The 19,108-nt window shown below is 68.2% G+C and carries 15 protein-coding genes, 1 tRNA gene and 1 pseudogene; 5 read left to right on the top strand and 12 right to left on the bottom strand.

What is annotated here, in order from left to right; all coding sequences use genetic code 11:
• Positions 1-32: 32 nt before the first annotated feature.
• Complete coding sequence (locus ACRARE_RS15835; protein ID WP_432657427.1) at positions 33-3,158, bottom strand: valine--tRNA ligase; 3,126 nt, start codon at positions 3,156-3,158, stop codon at positions 33-35.
• Between the two features lie 420 nt (positions 3,159-3,578).
• On the opposite strand from ACRARE_RS15835, the gene ACRARE_RS15840 reads away from it, so the two are divergent.
• Both ACRARE_RS15840 and ACRARE_RS15845 read left to right on the top strand, forming a co-directional pair.
• Complete coding sequence (locus ACRARE_RS15840; RefSeq protein ID WP_432657428.1) at positions 3,579-5,885, top strand: xanthine dehydrogenase family protein molybdopterin-binding subunit; 2,307 nt, start codon at positions 3,579-3,581, stop codon at positions 5,883-5,885.
• Complete coding sequence (locus tag ACRARE_RS15845; protein WP_432657429.1) at positions 5,869-6,939, top strand: T6SS phospholipase effector Tle1-like catalytic domain-containing protein; 1,071 nt, start codon at positions 5,869-5,871, stop codon at positions 6,937-6,939. Before ACRARE_RS15840 ends, ACRARE_RS15845 begins: the two co-directional genes overlap by 17 nt.
• A gap of 233 nt (positions 6,940-7,172) precedes the next feature.
• Here ACRARE_RS15845 and ACRARE_RS15850 read toward each other — a convergent pair whose 3' ends face one another.
• Entirely contained in the window at positions 7,173-7,646 is a 474-nt protein-coding gene (locus tag ACRARE_RS15850; RefSeq protein WP_432657430.1) for a PaaI family thioesterase, read from the bottom strand.
• 146 nt (positions 7,647-7,792) lie between these two features.
• Positions 7,793-8,659, bottom strand: a complete 867-nt coding sequence (metF, locus tag ACRARE_RS15855) for a methylenetetrahydrofolate reductase [NAD(P)H] (RefSeq protein WP_432657431.1) — start codon at positions 8,657-8,659, stop codon at positions 7,793-7,795.
• Between the two features lie 93 nt (positions 8,660-8,752).
• Between metF and ACRARE_RS15860 the strand changes: the two genes are divergently transcribed.
• Together ACRARE_RS15860 and ACRARE_RS15865 are read left to right on the top strand one after the other, a co-directional pair.
• Positions 8,753-9,676, top strand: a complete 924-nt coding sequence (locus tag ACRARE_RS15860; protein WP_432657432.1) for a LysR family transcriptional regulator — start codon at positions 8,753-8,755, stop codon at positions 9,674-9,676.
• A gap of 112 nt (positions 9,677-9,788) precedes the next feature.
• Complete coding sequence (locus ACRARE_RS15865; RefSeq protein WP_432657433.1) at positions 9,789-10,577, top strand: inositol monophosphatase family protein; 789 nt, start codon at positions 9,789-9,791, stop codon at positions 10,575-10,577.
• Between the two features lie 206 nt (positions 10,578-10,783).
• Here the strand turns inward: ACRARE_RS15865 and ACRARE_RS15870 are convergent.
• Together ACRARE_RS15870 and ACRARE_RS15875 are read right to left on the bottom strand one after the other, a co-directional pair.
• Positions 10,784-10,843, bottom strand: a pseudogene (locus tag ACRARE_RS15870) (hypothetical protein); the annotation flags it as partial.
• A gap of 110 nt (positions 10,844-10,953) precedes the next feature.
• On the bottom strand, positions 10,954-11,802 hold the full coding sequence (locus ACRARE_RS15875; protein ID WP_432657434.1) for a rhomboid family intramembrane serine protease: 849 nt from the start codon (positions 11,800-11,802) through the stop codon (positions 10,954-10,956).
• A gap of 122 nt (positions 11,803-11,924) precedes the next feature.
• On the opposite strand from ACRARE_RS15875, the gene ACRARE_RS15880 reads away from it, so the two are divergent.
• Positions 11,925-12,010, top strand: a tRNA-Leu gene (locus ACRARE_RS15880).
• A gap of 30 nt (positions 12,011-12,040) precedes the next feature.
• On the opposite strand, the gene ACRARE_RS15885 is transcribed toward ACRARE_RS15880, so the two are convergent.
• From ACRARE_RS15885 to ACRARE_RS15915, 7 genes are all read right to left on the bottom strand, one after another.
• The gene (locus tag ACRARE_RS15885) at positions 12,041-12,292 is read right to left on the bottom strand and encodes a MarR family transcriptional regulator (RefSeq protein ID WP_432657435.1); all 252 of its coding nucleotides are present in this window, start codon (positions 12,290-12,292) and stop codon (positions 12,041-12,043) included.
• A 191-nt stretch (positions 12,293-12,483) separates the two neighbouring features.
• Complete coding sequence (locus ACRARE_RS15890) at positions 12,484-13,296, bottom strand: inositol monophosphatase family protein (RefSeq protein ID WP_432657436.1); 813 nt, start codon at positions 13,294-13,296, stop codon at positions 12,484-12,486.
• 4 nt (positions 13,297-13,300) lie between these two features.
• Complete coding sequence (locus tag ACRARE_RS15895) at positions 13,301-14,332, bottom strand: LacI family DNA-binding transcriptional regulator (RefSeq protein ID WP_432657437.1); 1,032 nt, start codon at positions 14,330-14,332, stop codon at positions 13,301-13,303.
• Entirely contained in the window at positions 14,329-15,819 is a 1,491-nt protein-coding gene (locus ACRARE_RS15900) for a glycerophosphodiester phosphodiesterase (RefSeq protein ID WP_432657438.1), read from the bottom strand. Before ACRARE_RS15900 ends, ACRARE_RS15895 begins: the two co-directional genes overlap by 4 nt.
• Positions 15,816-16,871 carry an ABC transporter ATP-binding protein gene (locus ACRARE_RS15905; RefSeq protein WP_432657439.1) on the bottom strand — a complete coding sequence of 352 codons (1,056 nt, stop codon included), beginning with the start codon at positions 16,869-16,871 and terminating at the stop codon, positions 15,816-15,818. Before ACRARE_RS15905 ends, ACRARE_RS15900 begins: the two co-directional genes overlap by 4 nt.
• Positions 16,871-17,713 carry a carbohydrate ABC transporter permease gene (locus tag ACRARE_RS15910; RefSeq protein ID WP_432657440.1) on the bottom strand — a complete coding sequence of 281 codons (843 nt, stop codon included), beginning with the start codon at positions 17,711-17,713 and terminating at the stop codon, positions 16,871-16,873. The genes ACRARE_RS15905 and ACRARE_RS15910 overlap by 1 nt, the downstream gene beginning before the upstream one ends.
• 7 nt (positions 17,714-17,720) lie before the next feature.
• Entirely contained in the window at positions 17,721-19,079 is a 1,359-nt protein-coding gene (locus tag ACRARE_RS15915) for a carbohydrate ABC transporter permease (protein WP_432657441.1), read from the bottom strand.
• Positions 19,080-19,108 lie beyond the last annotated feature (29 nt).

Genomic DNA, 19,108 nt, shown 5'->3' on the forward strand with positions numbered 1-19,108 from the left:
GGCGCAGCCGCAGGGCGCGAGGGGGGCGCCCCTCAGCCCAGTTCCTGCATCCGCTCCAGCGCGGCCTTCAGCTTGGCTTCCTCGTCCTGGCGGGCGTCCAGATTGGCCTGGGTCTCGGCCACCACCTCGGCGGGGGCGCTTTCGGCGAACTTGGGGTTCTTCAGCCGCCCCGCAAGGCCGCCGATTTCCTTCGCCAGCTTTTGCAGCGATCTCTCCAGCCGCGCCTTTTCCTCGGCCACGTCGATCACATCGGCCAGGGGCAGGCCGAAGGTCGCGCCCTCGGCGGGCAGGGTGATCGTGCCCTTGGGGAACTCGGCCACCTCTTCCAGCTCGCCCACGCGCGCCAGGCGCTTGATCAGCGTTTCGTTGCTGGCCCAGGCGGCCTTTGCAGTGTCCGAGAAGCCGGTGACCACCAGCGGCACGTAAAGGCCTGCGGGCACATGCATCTGGGCCCGGGCCGAGCGGATGCTTTCGATCAGCGCGATGGTCCAGTTCATTTCCGCATCCGCCGCCGGATCGACCAGCTCGGCCCCGTAGGTCGGCCAGTCGTTATGGGCCAGCAGGCCCGCGCGCGGCGCGGTGGTCGACCACAGCTCTTCGGTGATGAAGGGCATGATCGGGTGCAGCATGGTCAGGCACTGGTCGATGACCCAGCCCATGACGGCCCGCGTCTCGGCCTGTTCCGGCGCGCCCTCGGCCAGCAGGGGCTTGGCGAATTCGACATACCAGTCGCAGACCTTGCCCCAGACGAAGGCGTAAAGGCCCAGGGCCGCCTCGTTGAAGCGGTAGGCGTCGAGCGCGGCATCCACGGTTTCGCGGATCTTCGCGGTTTCGCCGATGATCCATTTGTTCACCGTGGCAGTGGCCGCAGGCACCTCGGCCGAGGGAGCGCCGGCCTCGAAGACGCCGTTCATCTCGGCAAAGCGGGTGGCGTTCCAAAGCTTGGTGCCGAAGTTGCGGTAGCCCTTGATGCGCTCTTCCGACAGCTTCAGCACACCGCCGATGGCCGCCATCGAGGCATTGGTCATGCGCAGGGCATCGGCGCCGTATTCGTCGATGATCTCCAGCGGGTCGATGACGTTGCCGGTGGTCTTCGACATCTTCTTGCCCTTCTCGTCGCGCACCAGCTGGTGCAGATAGACGGTGTGGAAGGGGACCTCGTCGACGACGGCCAGCTGCATCATCATCATGCGGGCGACCCAGAAGAACAGGATGTCCTCGCCGGTGATCAGCACGTCGGTGGGGAAGTATTTCGCCAGCTCCGGGGTCTGCTGCGGCCAGCCCAGGGTGCCAATGGGCCACAGGCCCGAGCTGAACCAGGTGTCCAGCACATCGGGGTCGCGCCAGATCGGGTAGATCAGCTTGGTCGGATCCTGGGTGGCGGTATAGTCCGCCAGGCTTTCGGCCAGGGCGTGCTGCGCCGCCTTCTTGTCGGCCACCTCGACGATGCGGGCGTGGCTCAGCGGCGAGGGCAGGTCGGCGTTCAGATCCTTGAAGGTCGAGAGCACCGCGTCCAGGTCCGCGCCGCAGGCCTCGACATCGCCCATGTGCACCATGTGGTCATCGACGAAGAGGGTCAGCATGTCGACCAGATCCAGGTCGCCCGCGCCGCCCTCTTTCAGCGTGCCCATGTCGATCCCGTACCAGACCGGGATCTGGTGGCCCCACCACAGCTGGCGCGAGATGCACCAGGGCTCGATGTTCTCCAGCCAGTGGTAATAGGTCTTCTCGCCCGATTCGGGCATGATCTTGGTGCGCCCAGAGCGCACGGCCTCCAGCGCCGGTTCGACGATGCGGGCGCTGTCGACGAACCACTGGTCGGTCAGCATCGGCTCGATCACCACTTTCGAGCGGTCGCCGAAGGGCTGCATGATCGGCTTGGCCTCGACCAGGGGGACGATCTCGTCGCCCTCTTCCCCCTCGGGGCGCTTGCCGCCCAGGCGCGGGTCGGCGGCCGTGGTCATCACGGCCAGACCGGCGGCGGTGATGTCCTCGACCACCGCCTTGCGGGCCTCGAACCGGTCCATGCCACGGTACTTCTCGGGCACCAGGTTCAGCGTGTCGATTTCCATTTCGGTGGCATCGCTACCTGCGGCGATCTCGCGGGCACGGGCGACGCAGGTGTCGTAATCGTTGCCATCGGCGCGCATGGCGCCGGCCATGTCCATCAGGCGGTACATGGGCAGGCCACAGCGTTTGGCCACCTGGTAGTCGTTGAAATCATGCGCCCCGGTGATCTTCACCGCGCCCGAGCCGAAGGTGGGATCGGGGTATTCATCGGTGACGATGGGGATCAGGCGGTCGCAAAGGGGCAGGTGGACCATCTTGCCGACGATGGGCGCATAGCGTTCGTCATCGGGGTGCACCGCCACGGCGCCGTCGCCCAGCATGGTCTCGGGGCGGGTGGTGGCGATCGAGATATAGTCGCGTTCCTCGGACAGGGTGACGGTGCCATCCTCGTCCTTCTCGACGTAGGTGTAGGTCTCGCCGCCTGCCAGCTTGTACTTGAAGTGCCACATGTGGCCCGCCACCTCGATATTCTCGACCTCGAGGTCGGAAATCGCGGTCTCGAAATGCGGATCCCAGTTGACCAGGCGCTTGCCGCGATAGATCAGATCCTTCTGGTACATCTCCACGAAGACCTTGATCACGGCGTCGTGGAAATTGGGGCTGTTCTCGTGGCCCACGCGCGGATCGCCCGGCGCGCCCGCCATGGTGAAGGCGTTGCGCGACCAGTCGCAGCTCGACCCCAGACGCTTCAGCTGGTTGACGATGGTGCCGCCATACTGGCCCTTCCACTCCCAGACCTTTTCCAGGAACTTCTCGCGGCCCAGATCGCGGCGGCCCTCATTGCCCTGGGCGGCCAGCATCTTCTCGACCTGAAGCTGGGTGGCGATGCCCGCATGGTCCTGGCCGGGCTGCCACAGCACGTCGAAACCGCGCATCCGGTGCCAACGGGTCAGGATGTCCTGAAGGGTGTTGTTGAAGGCATGGCCCACATGCAGCGCGCCGGTCACATTGGGCGGCGGGATCATCACGCAGAAGGTGTCGGCGCCGGGTTTCGCATTGGCACCGGCCTTGAAGGCGCCCGCCTCTTCCCAGGCAGCGGCGATGCGCGGTTCCGCGGCGGCGGCGTCGAAGGTCTTTTCCATGGCCATTGGGCTGATCCCCTGTCGTGTCGGCCCCCGGCGCGGGGGCTATGCGTCTGAAGGCAGGGGATAGCGCAAGGGGCGCGGAAGGTGAAGCCTTCCCAGGCGCCGCGCCGCCCTCCCTGGCCCTGGCCGGCCGCCTCGGGCGGGGCACCGTCCCCCTCTCTTCTCATTGCCGGAAATGTCCCGGGGGAGTCGCGGCCCCGCCGCCCCTGATCTATTTGTCGCCGTCCGGCGACGGGGGCAGCGCCCCCCTCCCGCCACTTTCGTCCTTGTCAGCGCCCGGGCCAGGCGGCCAGCCCGCCGAACCATCGCCCCTCCCGCGCCCTCATGCCGCAGGGCAGAAATCCCCGGCGCGGGGATGGACTATGCGCGCCGAGCGGCTAGTGTTCGCCAAAGGCCATCGCGGCCAGCAGAGGGGAGCGCGCCATGGAAAAGTTCGGGAAAAGCCAGCCGGTCAAACGGGTCGAGGACATCCGCTTCGTCACCGGCCAGGGCGGCTATGTGGATGATGTCGCCCCGAAAGGCGCGCTCTTTGCCCATATCTTCCGCGCGCCCGTGGCCCATGGCACGATCACCGCGCTGGATCTCGACGCCGCGCGCCAGGTCGAGGGGGTGCGCCTTGTGGTCTCTTCCACCGATCTGCACGCCGCCGGGCTGACCGGCGGGCTGGCAGGGGCCCAGGCGCCCAACCGCGACGGCACCAAGGGCGCCGATGTGCGCCACCCGCTTCTGGCCGAGGACAAGCTGCGCTTCGTGGGCGAGGCCGTGGCCCTGATCGTCGCCGAAACCCCCGAGGCTGCCAAGGACGCCGCCGAGCTGATCGAGCTGGACTACGACGACCTGCCCGTACAGGGCTTCCTGGCCCCCCATGTGGCCGATGTCCACGACCATGTGCCCGGCAACCGCGCCGTCGATTATGCCATCGGCGATGCCGAGGGGGTCGAGGCGGCGCTGGCGGCCTCGGCCCATGTGGTGCGCGCCGAGGTGGCCGACAACCGCGTCATGGTCGTCTCGATGGAGCCGCGCGGCTGTTACGCCGAATGGCAAGGCGACCGGGTCCATCTGTGCTTCGGCGGCCAGGGGGTCTGGGGCGCCAAGAAGGAACTGGCGGGGCTCTTCGGCCTGGACGAGGGCCAGGTGCGGGTGACCCACCCCGACGTCGGCGGCGGTTTCGGCATGAAGGCCAAGACCTATCCCGAATACGTCCTTTGCGCCTTTGCCGCGCGCGAACTGGGCGCGCCGGTGCGCTGGACCGCCGACCGGACCGAGTCGATGCTGTCGGACAATGGGGCGCGGGATCTGACCCATGAGGTCGCCCTTGGCTTCGATGCCGATCACCGCATCACCGCCTACCATGTGAAGACCCGCTACAACCTGGGCGCCTACAATTCCAACTTCGGCCAGATGATCCAGACCCATCTGTTCGCCCGCGTGCTGACCGGGGTCTACGACATCAAGACCGCCCTGCTGGAGGCCGAGGGCTATTACTCCAACACGACCCAGACGGACGCCTATCGCGGGGCCGGCCGCCCCGAGGCGATCTATCTGCTGGAACGCGCCATGGATTACGCCGCCCGCGATCTGGGCCTGGACCCGTGGGAGCTGCGCCGCAAGAACTTCATCCAGCGCGACCAGTTCCCATATGCCACGGTCACCGGCGAAAACTACGACGTCGGCGATTTCCCCCGCCTGCTGGACGCGGTGGCCGATGTCGCCGACCGCGTGGGCTTTGCCGAACGGCGCGCCGCCTCGCAGGCGGCGGGCAAACTGCGCGGCTTGGGGCTTTGTTATTACATCGAGTCTATCCTGGGGGACCCTTCGGAAACCGCCAAGGTCGAGTTCAATGCGGATGACACGGTGAACATCTATGTCGGCACCCAGTCGAACGGGCAGGGGCACGAAACGGTCTATGCCCGGTTCCTGGCCGACCAGACCGGCATCCCGATGGAGGCGATCCGCGTGATCCAGGGCGACAGCGACCGTATTGCCACGGGCGGTGGCACCGGCGGCTCGCGCTCTGTGACCACCCAGTCGAACGCCACCCTGGCGGTTTCCGCCGCCATGACCGAGGCCTTCGCGGCCTTCCTGGCCGAGAAGATGGAGGTGGCGCCGGGCGACGTCTCCTTCGACGACGAAAGCTTCCGCATCAAGGGGTCCAACGCCGCGCCCACCATGATGGACGTGGCCGAGATGGCCCGCGAGGCCGGGCGTAGCGATCTTCTGGTGCATGAACAGAAAGCCAAGCTGCCGGGCCGCTCCTATCCCAACGGCGCCCATGTGGCCGAGGTCGAGGTCGACCCCGAGACCGGCCAGGTGCGCCTGGACCGCTACACCGTGGTCGATGATTTCGGCAATCTGATCAACCCGATGCTGGCCGAAGGTCAGGTGCATGGCGGGGTCGTGCAGGGGGTGGGCCAGGCGCTGATGGAAAACGTCACCTATGACGAGGATGGCCAGCTTCTGACTGCCAGCTTCATGGATTACGCCATGCCGCGCGCGGGCGACGTGCCGATGATCGGCTTCTCGACCGAAGCGGTGCCCTCGACCCAGAACCCCATGGGCATGAAGGGCTGCGGCGAGGCGGGCACCGTGGGATCCATGGCCGCCACCGCCAATGCGGTCATGGATGCCCTGGCGGGCGCAGGCGTGGCGCGGGCCGACATGCCCTTCACGCCGCTGCGCGTCTGGTCCCTGCTGACGGAGGCGTCGAAGGACGGTGAAGCAGCCGCTTGAACGTCTGGTCGCCCGGCTCTGGCCGGGCGGATGGCTGCAACGACGCCGCCGCGCGCCCGCGCGGCTGACCCGCCAGCCGGTCACCCATGTGGTGATCCTGGACGGCACCATGTCCTCGCTGCTGCCGGGGCAGGAAACCAATGCCGGGCTGATCTACAAGCTGGTGAACGAGATGTCGGGCAGCGCCCTGTCGGTCTATTACGAGGCCGGGGTGCAATGGGACAGCTGGGGGAACACGCTGGACGTGATGCTGGGGCGGGGGATCAATCGCAAGATCCGCGGCGCCTACGGCTATCTTGCCTCGCGCTACCGGCCCGGCGACCGCATCTTCCTCTTCGGCTATTCGCGTGGCGCCTATGCGGTGCGCTCGCTGGCGGGGGTGATCGACCGCGTCGGCCTGGTGCGCGCGCCCCGCGCCACCGAGCGCAACATCCGCCAGGCCTACCGCCTGTATCAGGACAGCCACGATCAGGTGGTAATCGACGCCTTCCATGCCGCCCAGTGTCATGAGCATGTCGAGATCGAGATGATCGGCGCCTTCGATACGGTCAAAAGCCTCGGGCTGCGCCTGCCCTTGCTGTGGAAACTGGCCGAGGTGAAACATGCCTTCCACAACCACGCCCTGTCCCATTGCGTGAAATCGGGCTTTCACGCCCTGGCGCTGGAAGAGACGCGACAGGTCTATGCGCCCGTCCTGTGGGACAGCGACCCCGACTGGCGCGGACGGCTGGAACAGGTCTGGTTTCCCGGCACCCATGGCGACGTGGGCGGCCAGCTGGGCGACTTCCAGCAGGCGCGGCCGCTGGCCAACCTGCCGCTGGTCTGGATGCTGGGCCAGGCCGAGTTTCGCGGCCTGCCCCTGCCGCAAGGCTGGCGCGAGCGCTTCCCGATGGACATTCACGCCCCCTCGGTCGGGCAATGGCGCGGTGTGGCGAAACTCTTCTGGCTGCGCAAGCCGCGCATCGTCGGCGCCGACCCCTCGGAACGGCTGCACGACAGCGCCCTGGCGCGGGGCACCTATCCGACCCACGCGCAACTGGCGCATCCGCACTAGGCGCCGCGCCCGCGGCCTGCGTTGCCTTTGAGTATTTTCGGCCCGGTGAAAGGAGGGGGGCAGGGCCTGGCCTGGCCAGCGGCGCCCCTCTTGCCGCGGATGCGACCTCCCTTGGCAAAAGGAGGGTCCTGCCGCCCGGATCCCTTGCGCCCTCTGGCCAACCTGGGCGCCGCGCCCCTCTCTTCACCGGGCCCAAAATACTCAAATTTTAGCGTGCAGCCGGGCGTCCGGCCTCAGAAGGCCTTGCCCGGTGGCAGGGGCAGCACCGCGCAGGTGGTCGAACCGGTGGCGTAAAGCTTGCCATCCTCGACCCCGGTCAACTCGCCCACCGACACCCCGGTCGAGCGGCCCACATGCTGGGTGCGGCCCGTGGCGCGCACCGTCAGGCCATAGGGGATCGGGCGCAGGATGTTCACCTTGAACTCCAGCGTGGTGCAGCCGCGCCCGGCGGGCAGGCGGGTCAGCACGGCGCAGGTCATGCAGCTGTCCAGGATGGTGCCATACCAGCCGCCATGCACCGTGCCCGCCGGGTTGGCGTAATCGGCGGTGGGCGTGCCTTCGAAGACCACCGAGCCTTCCTCTGCCGCGATCAGCCGGAAGTTCAGCACCTGGCCGATGGACGGCCCCTGGCGGTGCCCCTCGATGATCGAGCGCAGGGCCTCGAGCCCGGTCATCGCGTCACGCTGCGGCACGCTTTGGTCTGTCATGATCTGTCCTCCTGCGGGCAGCCTAGTCCCGCTCTGCGGATGCAGCAACCGCATGGCGGACATTTTTGCTCGTGACGGAGCGACAAACGCCCGGATCCAGGGATCCGGGCGTCGGGCGAAGGTCGGGGCGCGCAGGGCGGTGGCGGTCAGGCCACCTTTTCCAGCCGCGCGCGCGGGGTCACGCCCAGGGCGTGGCAGACGTCGCGGGTCAGCTCGGGCTTGTTCAGGGTGTAGAAATGCAGGTTCTCCACCCCTTCGCTGATCAGGGTTTCGCACATCTCGGCACAGAGCGCGGTGGCCAGCAGGTCGCTGCGGTCGTCGCGGATCGCCTTGGTGAAGGCCTCGTCCAGCCAGGCGGGGATCGCCGTGCCGCAGCCTTCGGCAAAGCGGCGCAGGCCGGGCCAGTTCTCGATCGGCAGGATGCCGGGCACGATGGGCGCCTCGATCCCGGCCTTGGCGCAGCGGTCGCGGAAGCGCAGGAAGGTTTCCGGCTCGAAGAAGAACTGGGTCAGCGCCTCGGAGGCGCCGGCGTCCAGCTTGCGCTTCAGCCAGGTGATGTCGGCATCCGCATCGGCGGCCTCGGGGTGTTTCTCGGGGTAGGCGCCCACGCGCAGGGTGAACTGGCCGGTGGCCGACAGGGCCTCGATCAGCTCGACCGAATTGGCGAAACCGCCCGGGGTCGGGGTGAACTGCCCCTGGCCTTTCGGCGGATCGCCCCGCAGGGCCACGATGTCGGTCACGCCGACCTCGGCGAAGCCGCGGGCAATGGCCAGGGTCTCTTCGCGGGTGGCGTTGACGCAGGTCAGATGGGCCGCCACGTTCAGCCCGGTGTTCTTGTGCAGCGTGCCGACCGCATCGCGGGTCAGTTCGCGCGTGGTGCCCCCGGCGCCATAGGTGACCGAGACGAAGCGGGGCATGAGCGGCGCCAGCACCTGCACGGTGTCCCACAGACGGAACGAGGCCTCGAGGTTCTTCGGCGGGAAGAATTCGAAGGAAACGGCGGGCACGGACATGATTCACTCCTGTAAAACGGTTTCCCCTTGTCGCTGCGGTGGCGAAATGAGACAACTTCATAATTCTCACGATAATCATGAGGCGCACAGCATATGCATCTGGAGCTGAGACATCTGCGCACCATCCGCGCCATCCACGAGACGGGCGGTTTGCAGAAGGCCGCCGAAAGCCTGCACATTACTCAAAGCGCGCTGAGCCATCAGATCAAGGGGCTGGAGGCCCAGGCGGGGATGGAGCTGTTCGTGCGCCGCACCAAGCCGATGCGCCTGTCGGCGGCGGGGCTGCGGATGCTGCGGGTGGCCGAGAGGGTGCTGGAGGAGATCGAGGCGCTGGAGGCCGAGTTCGACGCCCTGCGCGACGGCCATGCGGGACGGCTGCATATCACCCTGGAATGTCACGCCTGCTATGACTGGCTGCTGCCGGTGCTGGAGCTGTTCCGCCGTGCCTGGGCCGAGGTCGACGTGGACATTCGCCCCGGCCTTGCCTTCAACGCCATGGAGGCGCTGGAGCGCGAGCAGGTGGATGTGGTCATCACCTCGGACCCCGAGGATCTGCCGGGGATCACCTTTGCGCCGCTCTTCGACTATTCGCCGGTTTTCGTCGCCGCCGCGTCGCATCCCCTAGCCGCCAAGGATCGGATCCTGGCCGAGGATTTGGCGGGCGAGACCCTGCTGACCTACCCGGTGGAGCGGGCGCGGCTGGATGTGTTCAAGATGCTCTTGGGCCCGGCCGGGGTGGAGCCGGCGGCACAGCGCAAGGTCGAGCTGACCGAGGTGATCCTGCTGCTGGTGGCCTCGGGGCGGGGGGTGGCGGTGCTGCCCGACTGGGTGATGCGCGAGGTGCGTTATCACCCCGATTACGTGACCCGGCCCATTGGCGACAGCCGGTTGACCCGGCGCATGTATGCCGCCTGCCGCAGCGAGGATGCGACCAAGCCCTACATGGCCCATTTCGCCCGGCTGGCCCGCACCGAGGCGGTGAAACTGCAACATGAGGTGGGGCGGGGCGCGGGCTAGGCCGGGGCGCAGGGCGGGGCTGCACCCGGCGCAGGGCGGGCAGGCGCCGCAGGGCCTTGGCAAGTGGGCGTTCGACGTCTATACGCGCCACTCGAACACAGGAGCCAACCGCATGTCCTTCAGCGCCAACCTCAACATCATGATGAAAGCCGCCCGCAAGGCGGGTCGCTCTCTGGTGAAGGATTTCCGCGAGGTCGAGAACCTTCAGGTGTCGGTCAAGGGCGCGGGCGATTTCGTCAGCCGGGCCGACATCGCCGCCGAGGCGATCCTGAAGGAAGAGCTGATGGGCGCGCGCCCCAACTACGGCTGGCTGGCCGAAGAGGGCGGCGAGGAAGAGGGCGAGGATCCGACCCGGCGTTGGATCGTCGATCCGCTGGACGGCACCACCAATTTCCTGCATGGCCTGCCGCACTGGGCGATTTCCATTGCGCTGGAGCACAAGGGCCAGATCGTCGCGGGCGTGATCTATGACGCCGCCAAGGACGAGATGTTCATGGCCGAGAAGGGCGAGGGCGCCTGGATGAATGACATGCGCATCCGTGCCTCGGGCCGGATCCGGATGATCGAGGCGGTCTTCGCCACCGGCGTGCCCTTCGCCAACAGCCGCGATCTGCCCGCGACGCTGAAGGATCTGGCGCGGCTGATGCCCGCCTGTGCCGGGGTGCGTCGCTGGGGCGCGGCCTCGCTCGACATGGCCTATGTGGCGGCCGGTCGCTATGATGGCTACTGGGAACGCGGGCTGAAGCCCTGGGATCTGGCGGCGGGCCTTGTGATCCTGCGCGAGGCGGGGGCCTTCGTCGAGCCGCTGGAGCCGGAGGGCGACATCCTGGCCGATGGCGCGATCCTGACCGCCAACGAGCCCCTGTTCGATAAATTCGCCAAGGTCATCCGCGACGCCTGAGGCGCGGCGGAGCTGGCATTGAGACAAGGCGCGGCCCTAGGGGGCGGCGCCTTTTTTCTTGGGTTTGCGAGGGGGAGGGGGCTCTGCCCCCCTTGAGCCCTCGCGGGCTCAATTCCCCCCGGGATATTTTGGGCAATGAGAAATATGGGGCGGGGGGCTTGAGAGCAGAGGTTCCGGCACGGACGGAAGGGTGGCAGGAGACCTTTGAGACCAGAGCGAGGGGGGAGGGGGAATGGCCCGTCACCGCTGAAAGTGGTCCTGGGCGATGTCCACGACGCGGCTCACTTCCCGGGGTGTTCCGATAGAGGAACGCAGGCGTGACGCTGCCCCGCCCGAGGCGGCCCGGCAGGGGCATCGAGAGCGGGCGCGCCCGGGGTCAGACCCAGGGGTCGGTCGGGGGCTTGCGGCGAGACCGGCCGGCGCGGGGGATCACGCTGCGGCCCGGGCGCGGGGCGGCGGGGGGCGTGTCGGGGCGGGGCCGCTTGCCGCGGGGCACGCGGGGCACCGAAGAGCGGGTGAAGCTGTAGTCGGCCTCGGGGTTGGGCGGGCGGCCGTGGTTGACGCGCCAATAGGCCGGGCCACCCCGGCGGAAGAAGACCGGCAGGGTCAGCACCAGCCCGATGACGAAGCCGCCCGCATGGGCCCAATAGGCCACGCCGCCGCTGGTCGGATCGGCGCCCACGCCGTTGAACAGCTGGGTCACGAACCAGAAGCCCAGCATCAGCCAGGCGGGCACCGGGAAGACCTTGAAGAAGAAGACGATGATCACCAGGATGTCGACCTTGGCGCGCGGGTAGAGCAGCAGGTAGCCCCCCATCACCCCCGCAATCGCCCCCGAGGCCCCCACCGTGGGCACCACCGAGCCCGGCGCCGACAGCACATGGGCCAGACCCGCGCCCAGCCCCGAGGCCAGGTAGAAGCCCAAGAAACCCAGGTGGCCCATCTCGTCTTCCAGGTTGTCGCCGAAGATCCACAGAAACAGCATGTTGCCCGCCAGGTGCATGAAGCCGCCGTGCAGGAACATCGAGGTCAGCAGGGTCTGCGCCCCGTCGCCCGTGCTGACCCGGGCGGGGATCATCGCATAGCTGTCGAAGAAGGCGTTGATCGCCTGCGGATCGCCCATCTGGCCCGCATAGCTGAAGAAGATCAGCACATTGGCCGCGATCAGCAGCCAGGTGACATAGGCCGTGCGGCCCGACGGGTTGTGATCGCGCAGGGGGAACATGGCCCATAGCTGGGGCCAGCTGCCGCGCAGGTCAAGCGTAAATCACCCGCTGCCGGGCGCGCGCGGGCACGTCGGGGTTTGAACTGGCGCGCGGGCTGTGCCACATCTGGCGCAGGTGGTCGGCGGGCGTGGCGGAATGGTAGACGCACGAGACTTAAAATCTTGCGCCTGAAAAGGCTTACGGGTTCGAGTCCCGTCGCCCGTACCACCTGACCTTTCCCGTTGCCGATCTCGCGCCCTAGCGGCGCGCCTGGCTGCTGTCGCGTCTTTCCCAGATCTGGGTGCCGCCGATCCGTTCGGCGGCGCGCACCAGGCCCTGGGCCTCCATCCGGCGAAGCAGATGCAGGGTGCCGCTGCGGCTCATGCCGAGGCGGCGTTGCAACTCGGTTTGCGTACGGGGGCGGGCCAGTTCGGCCAGCACGACCCTTTTGCGAAGCTCCGCCCCGGCGTTGCGGCGGCGTAGCAGATGCGGTTGATCTCGATCCGGCATGGCGGTCCGGCCCAGGGCGCGGGCCGTCCTTTTCGGTCTTCGTCTGTCACGGGGGGCGCAGAATGGCGCCGGAGGGCTGAAGAAAGCGCAGAAGAATATGGGACAGAAGGACCATGCGGCCCGGCCCATGTCAAGACAAGCCCGTGTCAAGACAGGGTCGTGTCAAGACTGGGCCGGGGCAGGGGCCGTGCCTAGACGTCCACTAGGGCGCAAAGCGCGTCGAAGACGCCCGCGCCTGTGCAGGTCACCGGCTGACGCTCCAGCGGGCGGGACAGGTCGAAGGGGGCGCTGCGCCCCCCCGCCTCGGTCACCAGCAGCTGGCCCGCCAGGCAATCCCAGGCCGAAAGTTCCGGTTCGTGGAACCCCGCGTGATGGCCCGCCGCCACCAGCGCCAGGCTGAGCGCGGCAGAGCCGTTGCGCATGAACCCCGCCTGGGCGGCGGTCAGCCGGGTGACGATGCGCCCGATCCGTTCCGCATGGCGCGGCGCGCCCGGCCCGCAAGAGACGACCTGACCCGCCAGCGCCGTGGCCGGGCTGGCCGACAGGCGGCGTGGGCGGGCCTCGGCCCCGTCCTGGCGCCAGGCCCCCTGGCCCAGGCGCGCCCAGTAGAGGCGGTCGCGGCAGGGTTCGGCGATCAGCCCGGCGGTGATCTGCCCCTCGTGCAACAGCGCCAGCACCACGGTCCAGCTGGGCAGGCCGTGCAGGAAGGGGGTGGTGCCGTCGATCGGGTCGATGACCCAGGTCCAGCCGCTGCGCCCCGTCTCCAGCCCGCGTTCCTCGCCCAGGATGGCGTCCTCAGGGAAGGCGCTGGCGATCTCGCGGCGCAGCAGATCCTCGACCCCGCGGTCGGCCTGGCTGACCGGATCGCCGGGGCCGGTTTTCTGTTCCACGGTCAGCCGGTCGAGATGGTGAAAATGTTCCAGCGCCAGATCGGCGGCGCGGGCGATGGCCAGGCGGGCATGGTCGAGGCGGGCGTCGGCCTCGGCCTTTGGGTCTTGGGTCATGGTATCAGGATCTTGCAGTGCTGCGGCGACGCACCAGATGCACGTCGATCGTGGTGAGGCCCGGGCGGGCATTTCGGTCGGCGATGGCGCTGAGCAGGGCCGCGAGGGCGGCGCGGGTCACCGCGGGCACCGATTGGTGGATGGTGGTCAGGTCGTAGGCGTCCCAGGCGGCCTCGGCGATGTCATCGCAGCCGATCAGGGCCAGATCCTCGGGAATGCGCAGCCCGCCGCGCCGCAGCCCGTCCATGAGGCCAAGGGCGAGGAAGTCGTTGGCGGCGTGGATCCCGTCGACCCCAGGGGCGCGGGCGAGGAATTCCGCCGCCGCCTCTTGCCCGCCGGCATAGTTCTGTGCCGCGCCGCTGACCGTGGTGACCAGGGTCAGGCCCAGCCGGGCCAGATGCGCCTCGAAGGAGGCACAGCGCCGGTCGATCGTGTAGGAGGGGCGGCGCTGGCGGGCCAGGGCCACGCGGGTACAGCCCGCCTCGGCCAGGGCCTCGGCGGCCAGGCGCCCGGCGGCCTCGGTGTCCTGGGTGACATTGGCTACATGGCCGCCCATCAGGGCCTTGTTGACCAGCACCAGGGGCACGTCGTGGCGGGCGCATTCCTCTACGATCTCTTGCGGCGAGGCGTCCGAGGTGACGATGGCGCCCGAGACGTTGTAATGCAGCATCATGTCGATCACCCGCCGGGTCTCTTCGCCCCGGGTGGTGGGCAGCAGGAAGGGGCGGTAGTCGGCGGCGATCAGCGCCCGGCTGAGGCTGTCGATCAGATCGGCGCGCAGCGAATGGTCCATGTCCGACACCACCAGCGCCACCAGGCGCGAGCGCTGGTCCTTCAGCGACCGGGCGAGGAAATTGACCCGGTAGCCCAGTTCGCGCGCCGCCGCCATGACCCGCTTGCGGGTCTCGGGCGCGACCGAGGCGCCCTCGGTGAAGGTGCGCGACACCGCCGAGCGGGACACGCCCGCCAGCTGCGCCACGTCGGAGGCGGTCACCGGCCCGCGGGCGCGGGGCGTCTGTCGGTCGGTGTCGCTCATCTGGCGCTTTCCCGGACCTGCGGATCCGCATGGAGTTCCTGACGCCTGAGCGCTGCCAGAAGAAGGTCGGCCCGGTCAAGGTTAATCATCTCGGGGCGCGCCCGCGCGATCCGATCGAAGGTGGCGGGGTCGGGGGCGCCGAAATATTGCATCATCGGGGTCATCCCGGCGGCGCGCGCGCGCGGGGCGTCGCGGTCCCACAGCTCGAACGGGATTTCCCAGATCTGCGGCGCCAGCTCGTGGATCATCGCCGCCAGGCTGTCGTGCCGCTCGACGTTCGACTTGATCCGGGCCTGGGGCGCATGGGCGCGCAGGGCCTTCAGCCAGCGCAGATCCCAGCACCAGAAGAAGCAGTCCTCGGCAAAGCCCATGTCGCGGACCAGGGCCCAGACCTTTTCGACGGGGGCGTATTTCACCTCGATATACATCCGCTTGCCCCGGCGCTGGCACAGGCGGATGGCCTCGGCCAGGGTCTGGATGCGCTGGCCCGCGTAGTGGGGGGAGAACCAGGCGCCGATGTCCAGGGCGCGCAGCTGGTCCAGCCGCATCTGGGCGATGGCGCCCGTGCCGTCCGAGCAGCGGTCTACGGTGCGGTCGTGATGCACCACCAGGGCGCCATCGGCGGTCTCGTGCACGTCCAGTTCCAGCCAGTCGCAGGCGAGGTCATAGGCCAGTTCGGCGGCGGCCAGGGTGTTCTCCGGGGCGATATGGTTCATGCCGCGATGGCAGACCACCTCGATCCCGGCAAACTCGCCCGGGCGGCGGCCGCGCATCAGCTCGGGCTGATCGGTGCAGATGCCCAGGGCGGGCAGCCGTTCCAGATCGCGCAGCACCTCGGGGCGTTCCTCGTGCCACAGGACCAGGTCCAGCCCCGCCGCCCCGAGCGCCGCCAGAAGCGCCGGGGTGACCAGATCCTGGGGCCGGTCGCCGCCGCGTTCCCAGCACAGGTGCACGGTATCGGCGCCGCTTTCGGCGGCGCGGGCCAGGGGATCCTCGCCCAGCCGGACCAGCACCGCGACCGGCCAGGGGCAGCCTGCGGCGATGACCTCGCGCACGCCGTCGCTGTCGAAAGATCCCAGGGCGGCCCTGTCGAAACCCGCCAGCAGGGGCAGGGCGGCGGGACCGGCGCCGGGGGCCTTCAGCTCGATATAAAGGCCGCAGTCGCGGGCTTTGGCCAGGTCCAGGATCTCGGCCAGGGTCGGCACCTCGGGGACGGCGGCGCGCAGGGTTGCAAAGTCGGTGTCCTCGATTTGCAAATCCACGCCGAAGACATGCTGGGTATTGGCGTCATGGCAAGAGACGGGCAGGCCGTCGGCGGTCAGGCGCAGGTCGATCTCCCACATGTCGGCGCCCAGATCGGCGGCGACGGCATAGGCCTGCAGGGTGTTTTCCACCGCATGGGCCCGAGCGCCGCGATGCGCGATGCAGGCGGGGCGCCCGGCGGGGCGGGGGAAGGGGATCGTGGGGCGGTGGCGGGGCAGGGTCATAGGCGCGCCCCCGCCGCGTCGAAGATCAGAACCGCCTCTGTATCCAGGTTGAAGCGGACCACGTCGCCCAGCGACAGATCCTCGCGCACCGGCTGGATCGAGCGCAGCACCGCGCCCGTGGGCAGGGCCAGGTCGAACAGCGTCTCGCGCCCCTGGGGTTCGATGAAACGGATCGTCCCCTCGACCGGCACGCCGCGCGCCCCGCCCAGGTGTTCGGGGCGGATCCCCAGGGTCAGGGGCCGCCCGCCGGGCAGCCGGGCCAGGCGGCTGGGCAGGGGCAAGGTCAGCCCGCCCAGATCCGCCCCGCCCGCGCCATCGCTCAGCGCCTCGACAAAGACGATGGGCGGATTGCCCAGAAAGCCCGCGACGAAGCGGGTCGCGGGGGCGCGGTACATGTCGGTGGGGCGGTCGATTTGCAGGATCTCGCCCTCGTTCATGATCGCCACGCGGTCGCACATCGACATGGCCTCGACCTGGTCATGGGTGACCAGAATGGCGGTGATGCCGGTTTCCTGCTGGATGCGCCGGATCTCCGAGCGCATCTCCAGCCGCAGCTTGGCGTCGAGGTTGGCCAGCGGCTCGTCCAAGAGCAGCACGGCGGGCTTGCGCACGATGGCGCGGGCCAGGGCGACGCGCTGTTGCTGGCCGCCCGACAGCTCGGCCGGCTTGCGCATCAAGAGCTTCTCGATATGCACCAGCTCGGCAATCGCCTGTACCTCGCGGCGGATCGTGGCGCGATCCTGGCCCGCGACCTCCAGCGGGAAGGCGATGTTCTGGGCCACGGACATATGCGGGTAGAGGGCGTAATTCTGGAACACCACGCCCACGTTGCGTTTCTGGCTGGGCAGGTCCGAGACGTCGCGATCGCCAAACAGGATGCGCCCGCCGGTCACCCGGTGAATGCCGGCGATGGCAAACAGCGTCGTCGACTTGCCGCAGCCCGAGGGGCCGAGCAGGGCCAGCATCTCGCCGTCCTGCACGGTCAGGTCCATGTCGGCGATCACATCGGTGTCGCCGAAGCTTTTGGAAAACTTGTCGAGGGTAAGTTGCATCAGCCTTTCGTGCCTCCGCCGAAGATGTTCATCAGCCGGTTCTGGAAGACCACGAAAAGCACCAGCACGGGCAGGGTGTAGAAGATGCCCACGGCCTTGAAGATGTTGAAATTGTATTCCACCGAGTCGGGGATCGCCGCCTCTTGCAGGAAGATTGACAGCACCTGGAAATCCGCCGAGGGGGCCAGGATCCGCGGCAGCAGGTATTCGCCCCAGCCGTCGAGGAAGGCAAAGACCCCCAGGGCCACCAGGCCGGGTTTCACCTGGGGCAGGATCAGCCTGCGCCAGACGGTGAAGCGCGAGGCGCCGTCCTGCACACCGGCCATTTCGATTTCCCAGGGCACGGCGTCGTAAAAGCCCTTCATGATCCAGATGCCAAAGGGCAGGGCCAGGGTGCCCTTGACCAGGATCACCCCGATCATCGTGTTGTAGAGGCCGCTGAGGTTCAGCACCAGGAAGGTCCCGATCAGCAGGGTCACCGCCGGGAAGGCGTGCATCACCAGCACCGAGGCCAGGAAGAACCGCCGGTAGGGCAGGTTCAGCCGCGACATGGCATAGCCCCCGGTCGAGGACAGGGTCAGGGTGATCGCCACCATGGTGAAGGCCAGGATCAGCGAGTTGCGGGTGGCGATCCAGACATTCCCCGTCAGCTCGAAATCATAGAGAAAGCGCCAGTGCTCCAGGGTGAAGCGGTCGGGGATCAGCGATCCGGGCGGCGCATCGGTGAAACTGTCGATCACCAGGAAGGCATACATGGCCACCAGCGGCAGCGACACCAGGGTCAGGATCACCAGCACCGGCGCCATGCGAAAGTTGCGGGTCAGGGAGGTATGGGACGACATGGGGGCCTCAGAACTCGATCTTCGGACGGCCCACCAGGTCGTCGAATTTGAACAGGATCAGATAGGCGATGGAGAGGGTCAGCCCGACCACCACCAGGATCAGCGCCATGGCGGCGCCAAGGCCGTATTTGAACTCGCCCGAATAGGCCCAAAGCGCGGTCTTGAAGGTGTCCAGCGCCCAGACCGTGGTGGTGGTGCCGGGGCCGCCATCGGTGGTCAGCCAGATCAACTCGTAGGACGAGAGCAGCGACAGGGTCTGATAGGAGGTGACGAAAAGGACCGGCCAGCGCAGTTGCGGCAGGATGATCCGGCGGATCTGTTGCCAGCGCGAGGCGCCGTCGACTTCCGAGGCCCAAAGCTGTTGCACCGGGATGGCCCGCAGGGCGCCGGAAAACAGGATCATCCCGAAGCTGGCGCCGACAAAGCCGTTGGACAGGATCATGATCGTCCAGGCCGAGGTGATCCCCGCCTTCATGTAGTTATAGGCGGGCAGGCCCAGGGTATCGGCCAGGATGTAGACAAAGCCGTTTTCCCAGGTGAACCACTGCCAGAGGGTGGCATAAAGCACCACGGGCGTGATGCGCGGCAGCAGCCACAGCGCCGAGAAAAGGGCGCCAGCGCGTTTCGGCAGGTAGAAGGTGGTCACCGCCAGGAAAAGGCCCACGCCCACGTTGAACGCCAGGGTCAGCGCCACGTAGAGGGCCGTGTTGCCGACGATGCGCAGCGTGTCACGGCGGTCGATCAGGGTTCGGAAATTCTCGGTGGTGAAGACGGCGCCGGTATAGGCGGCCTGGGTGATCCTTTCGCGGGTCGCGGGGGCCAGGTCGGGGGCGGCCTCGGACAGGGCGGCGGCGAAGGCGGCCTCGGTCGCGAAGCGCTGGTTCAGGATCGACAGGGCAAAGGCGCTGGCGGTGCTTTTCAGCGCCCGGGCCGAGCGCGGTTTCGACGGCAGGGCGCGCAGGTCGCGTTCCAGGGCGCGGGCGTCGTCATAGCTTTGACCCGACAGACGGGCCTCGATCTCCGACAGGAAACGCGCATCGGTGCCGGCCTCGCGGGCGCGGTCCAAGGTGGTGGCGTCGATCACATAGCTGGGGGCCGAGATACGCGTGGCCTCGGCCTCGGTCAGCCCGGCGTCGCGCAGGTCGCGCAGCAGGGTTGGGGTGACCATCCAGTCGCCCTTCCCGATGCCGGTCGAGGTGGACATGTTGGTAAAGGCGAAGACGGCGGTAAAGATCGCCGGGGCGAAGAAGAAGGCGCAAAGCAGGATCAGAGAGGGCGCCAGCATGGCCAGGCCCAGGGGGCTGATCCGGGGGCGGCGGCGGCGCGGGGTTTCGGCGGGCGGGACGGGAGTGGAGGGGACCGCCATCGCGGTCCCCCCCGGCGCCCCGTCTGTCA

Source organism: Pseudooceanicola aquaeponti, assembly GCF_050897975.1.
Taxonomy (GTDB): Bacteria; Pseudomonadota; Alphaproteobacteria; order Rhodobacterales; family Rhodobacteraceae; genus Pseudooceanicola.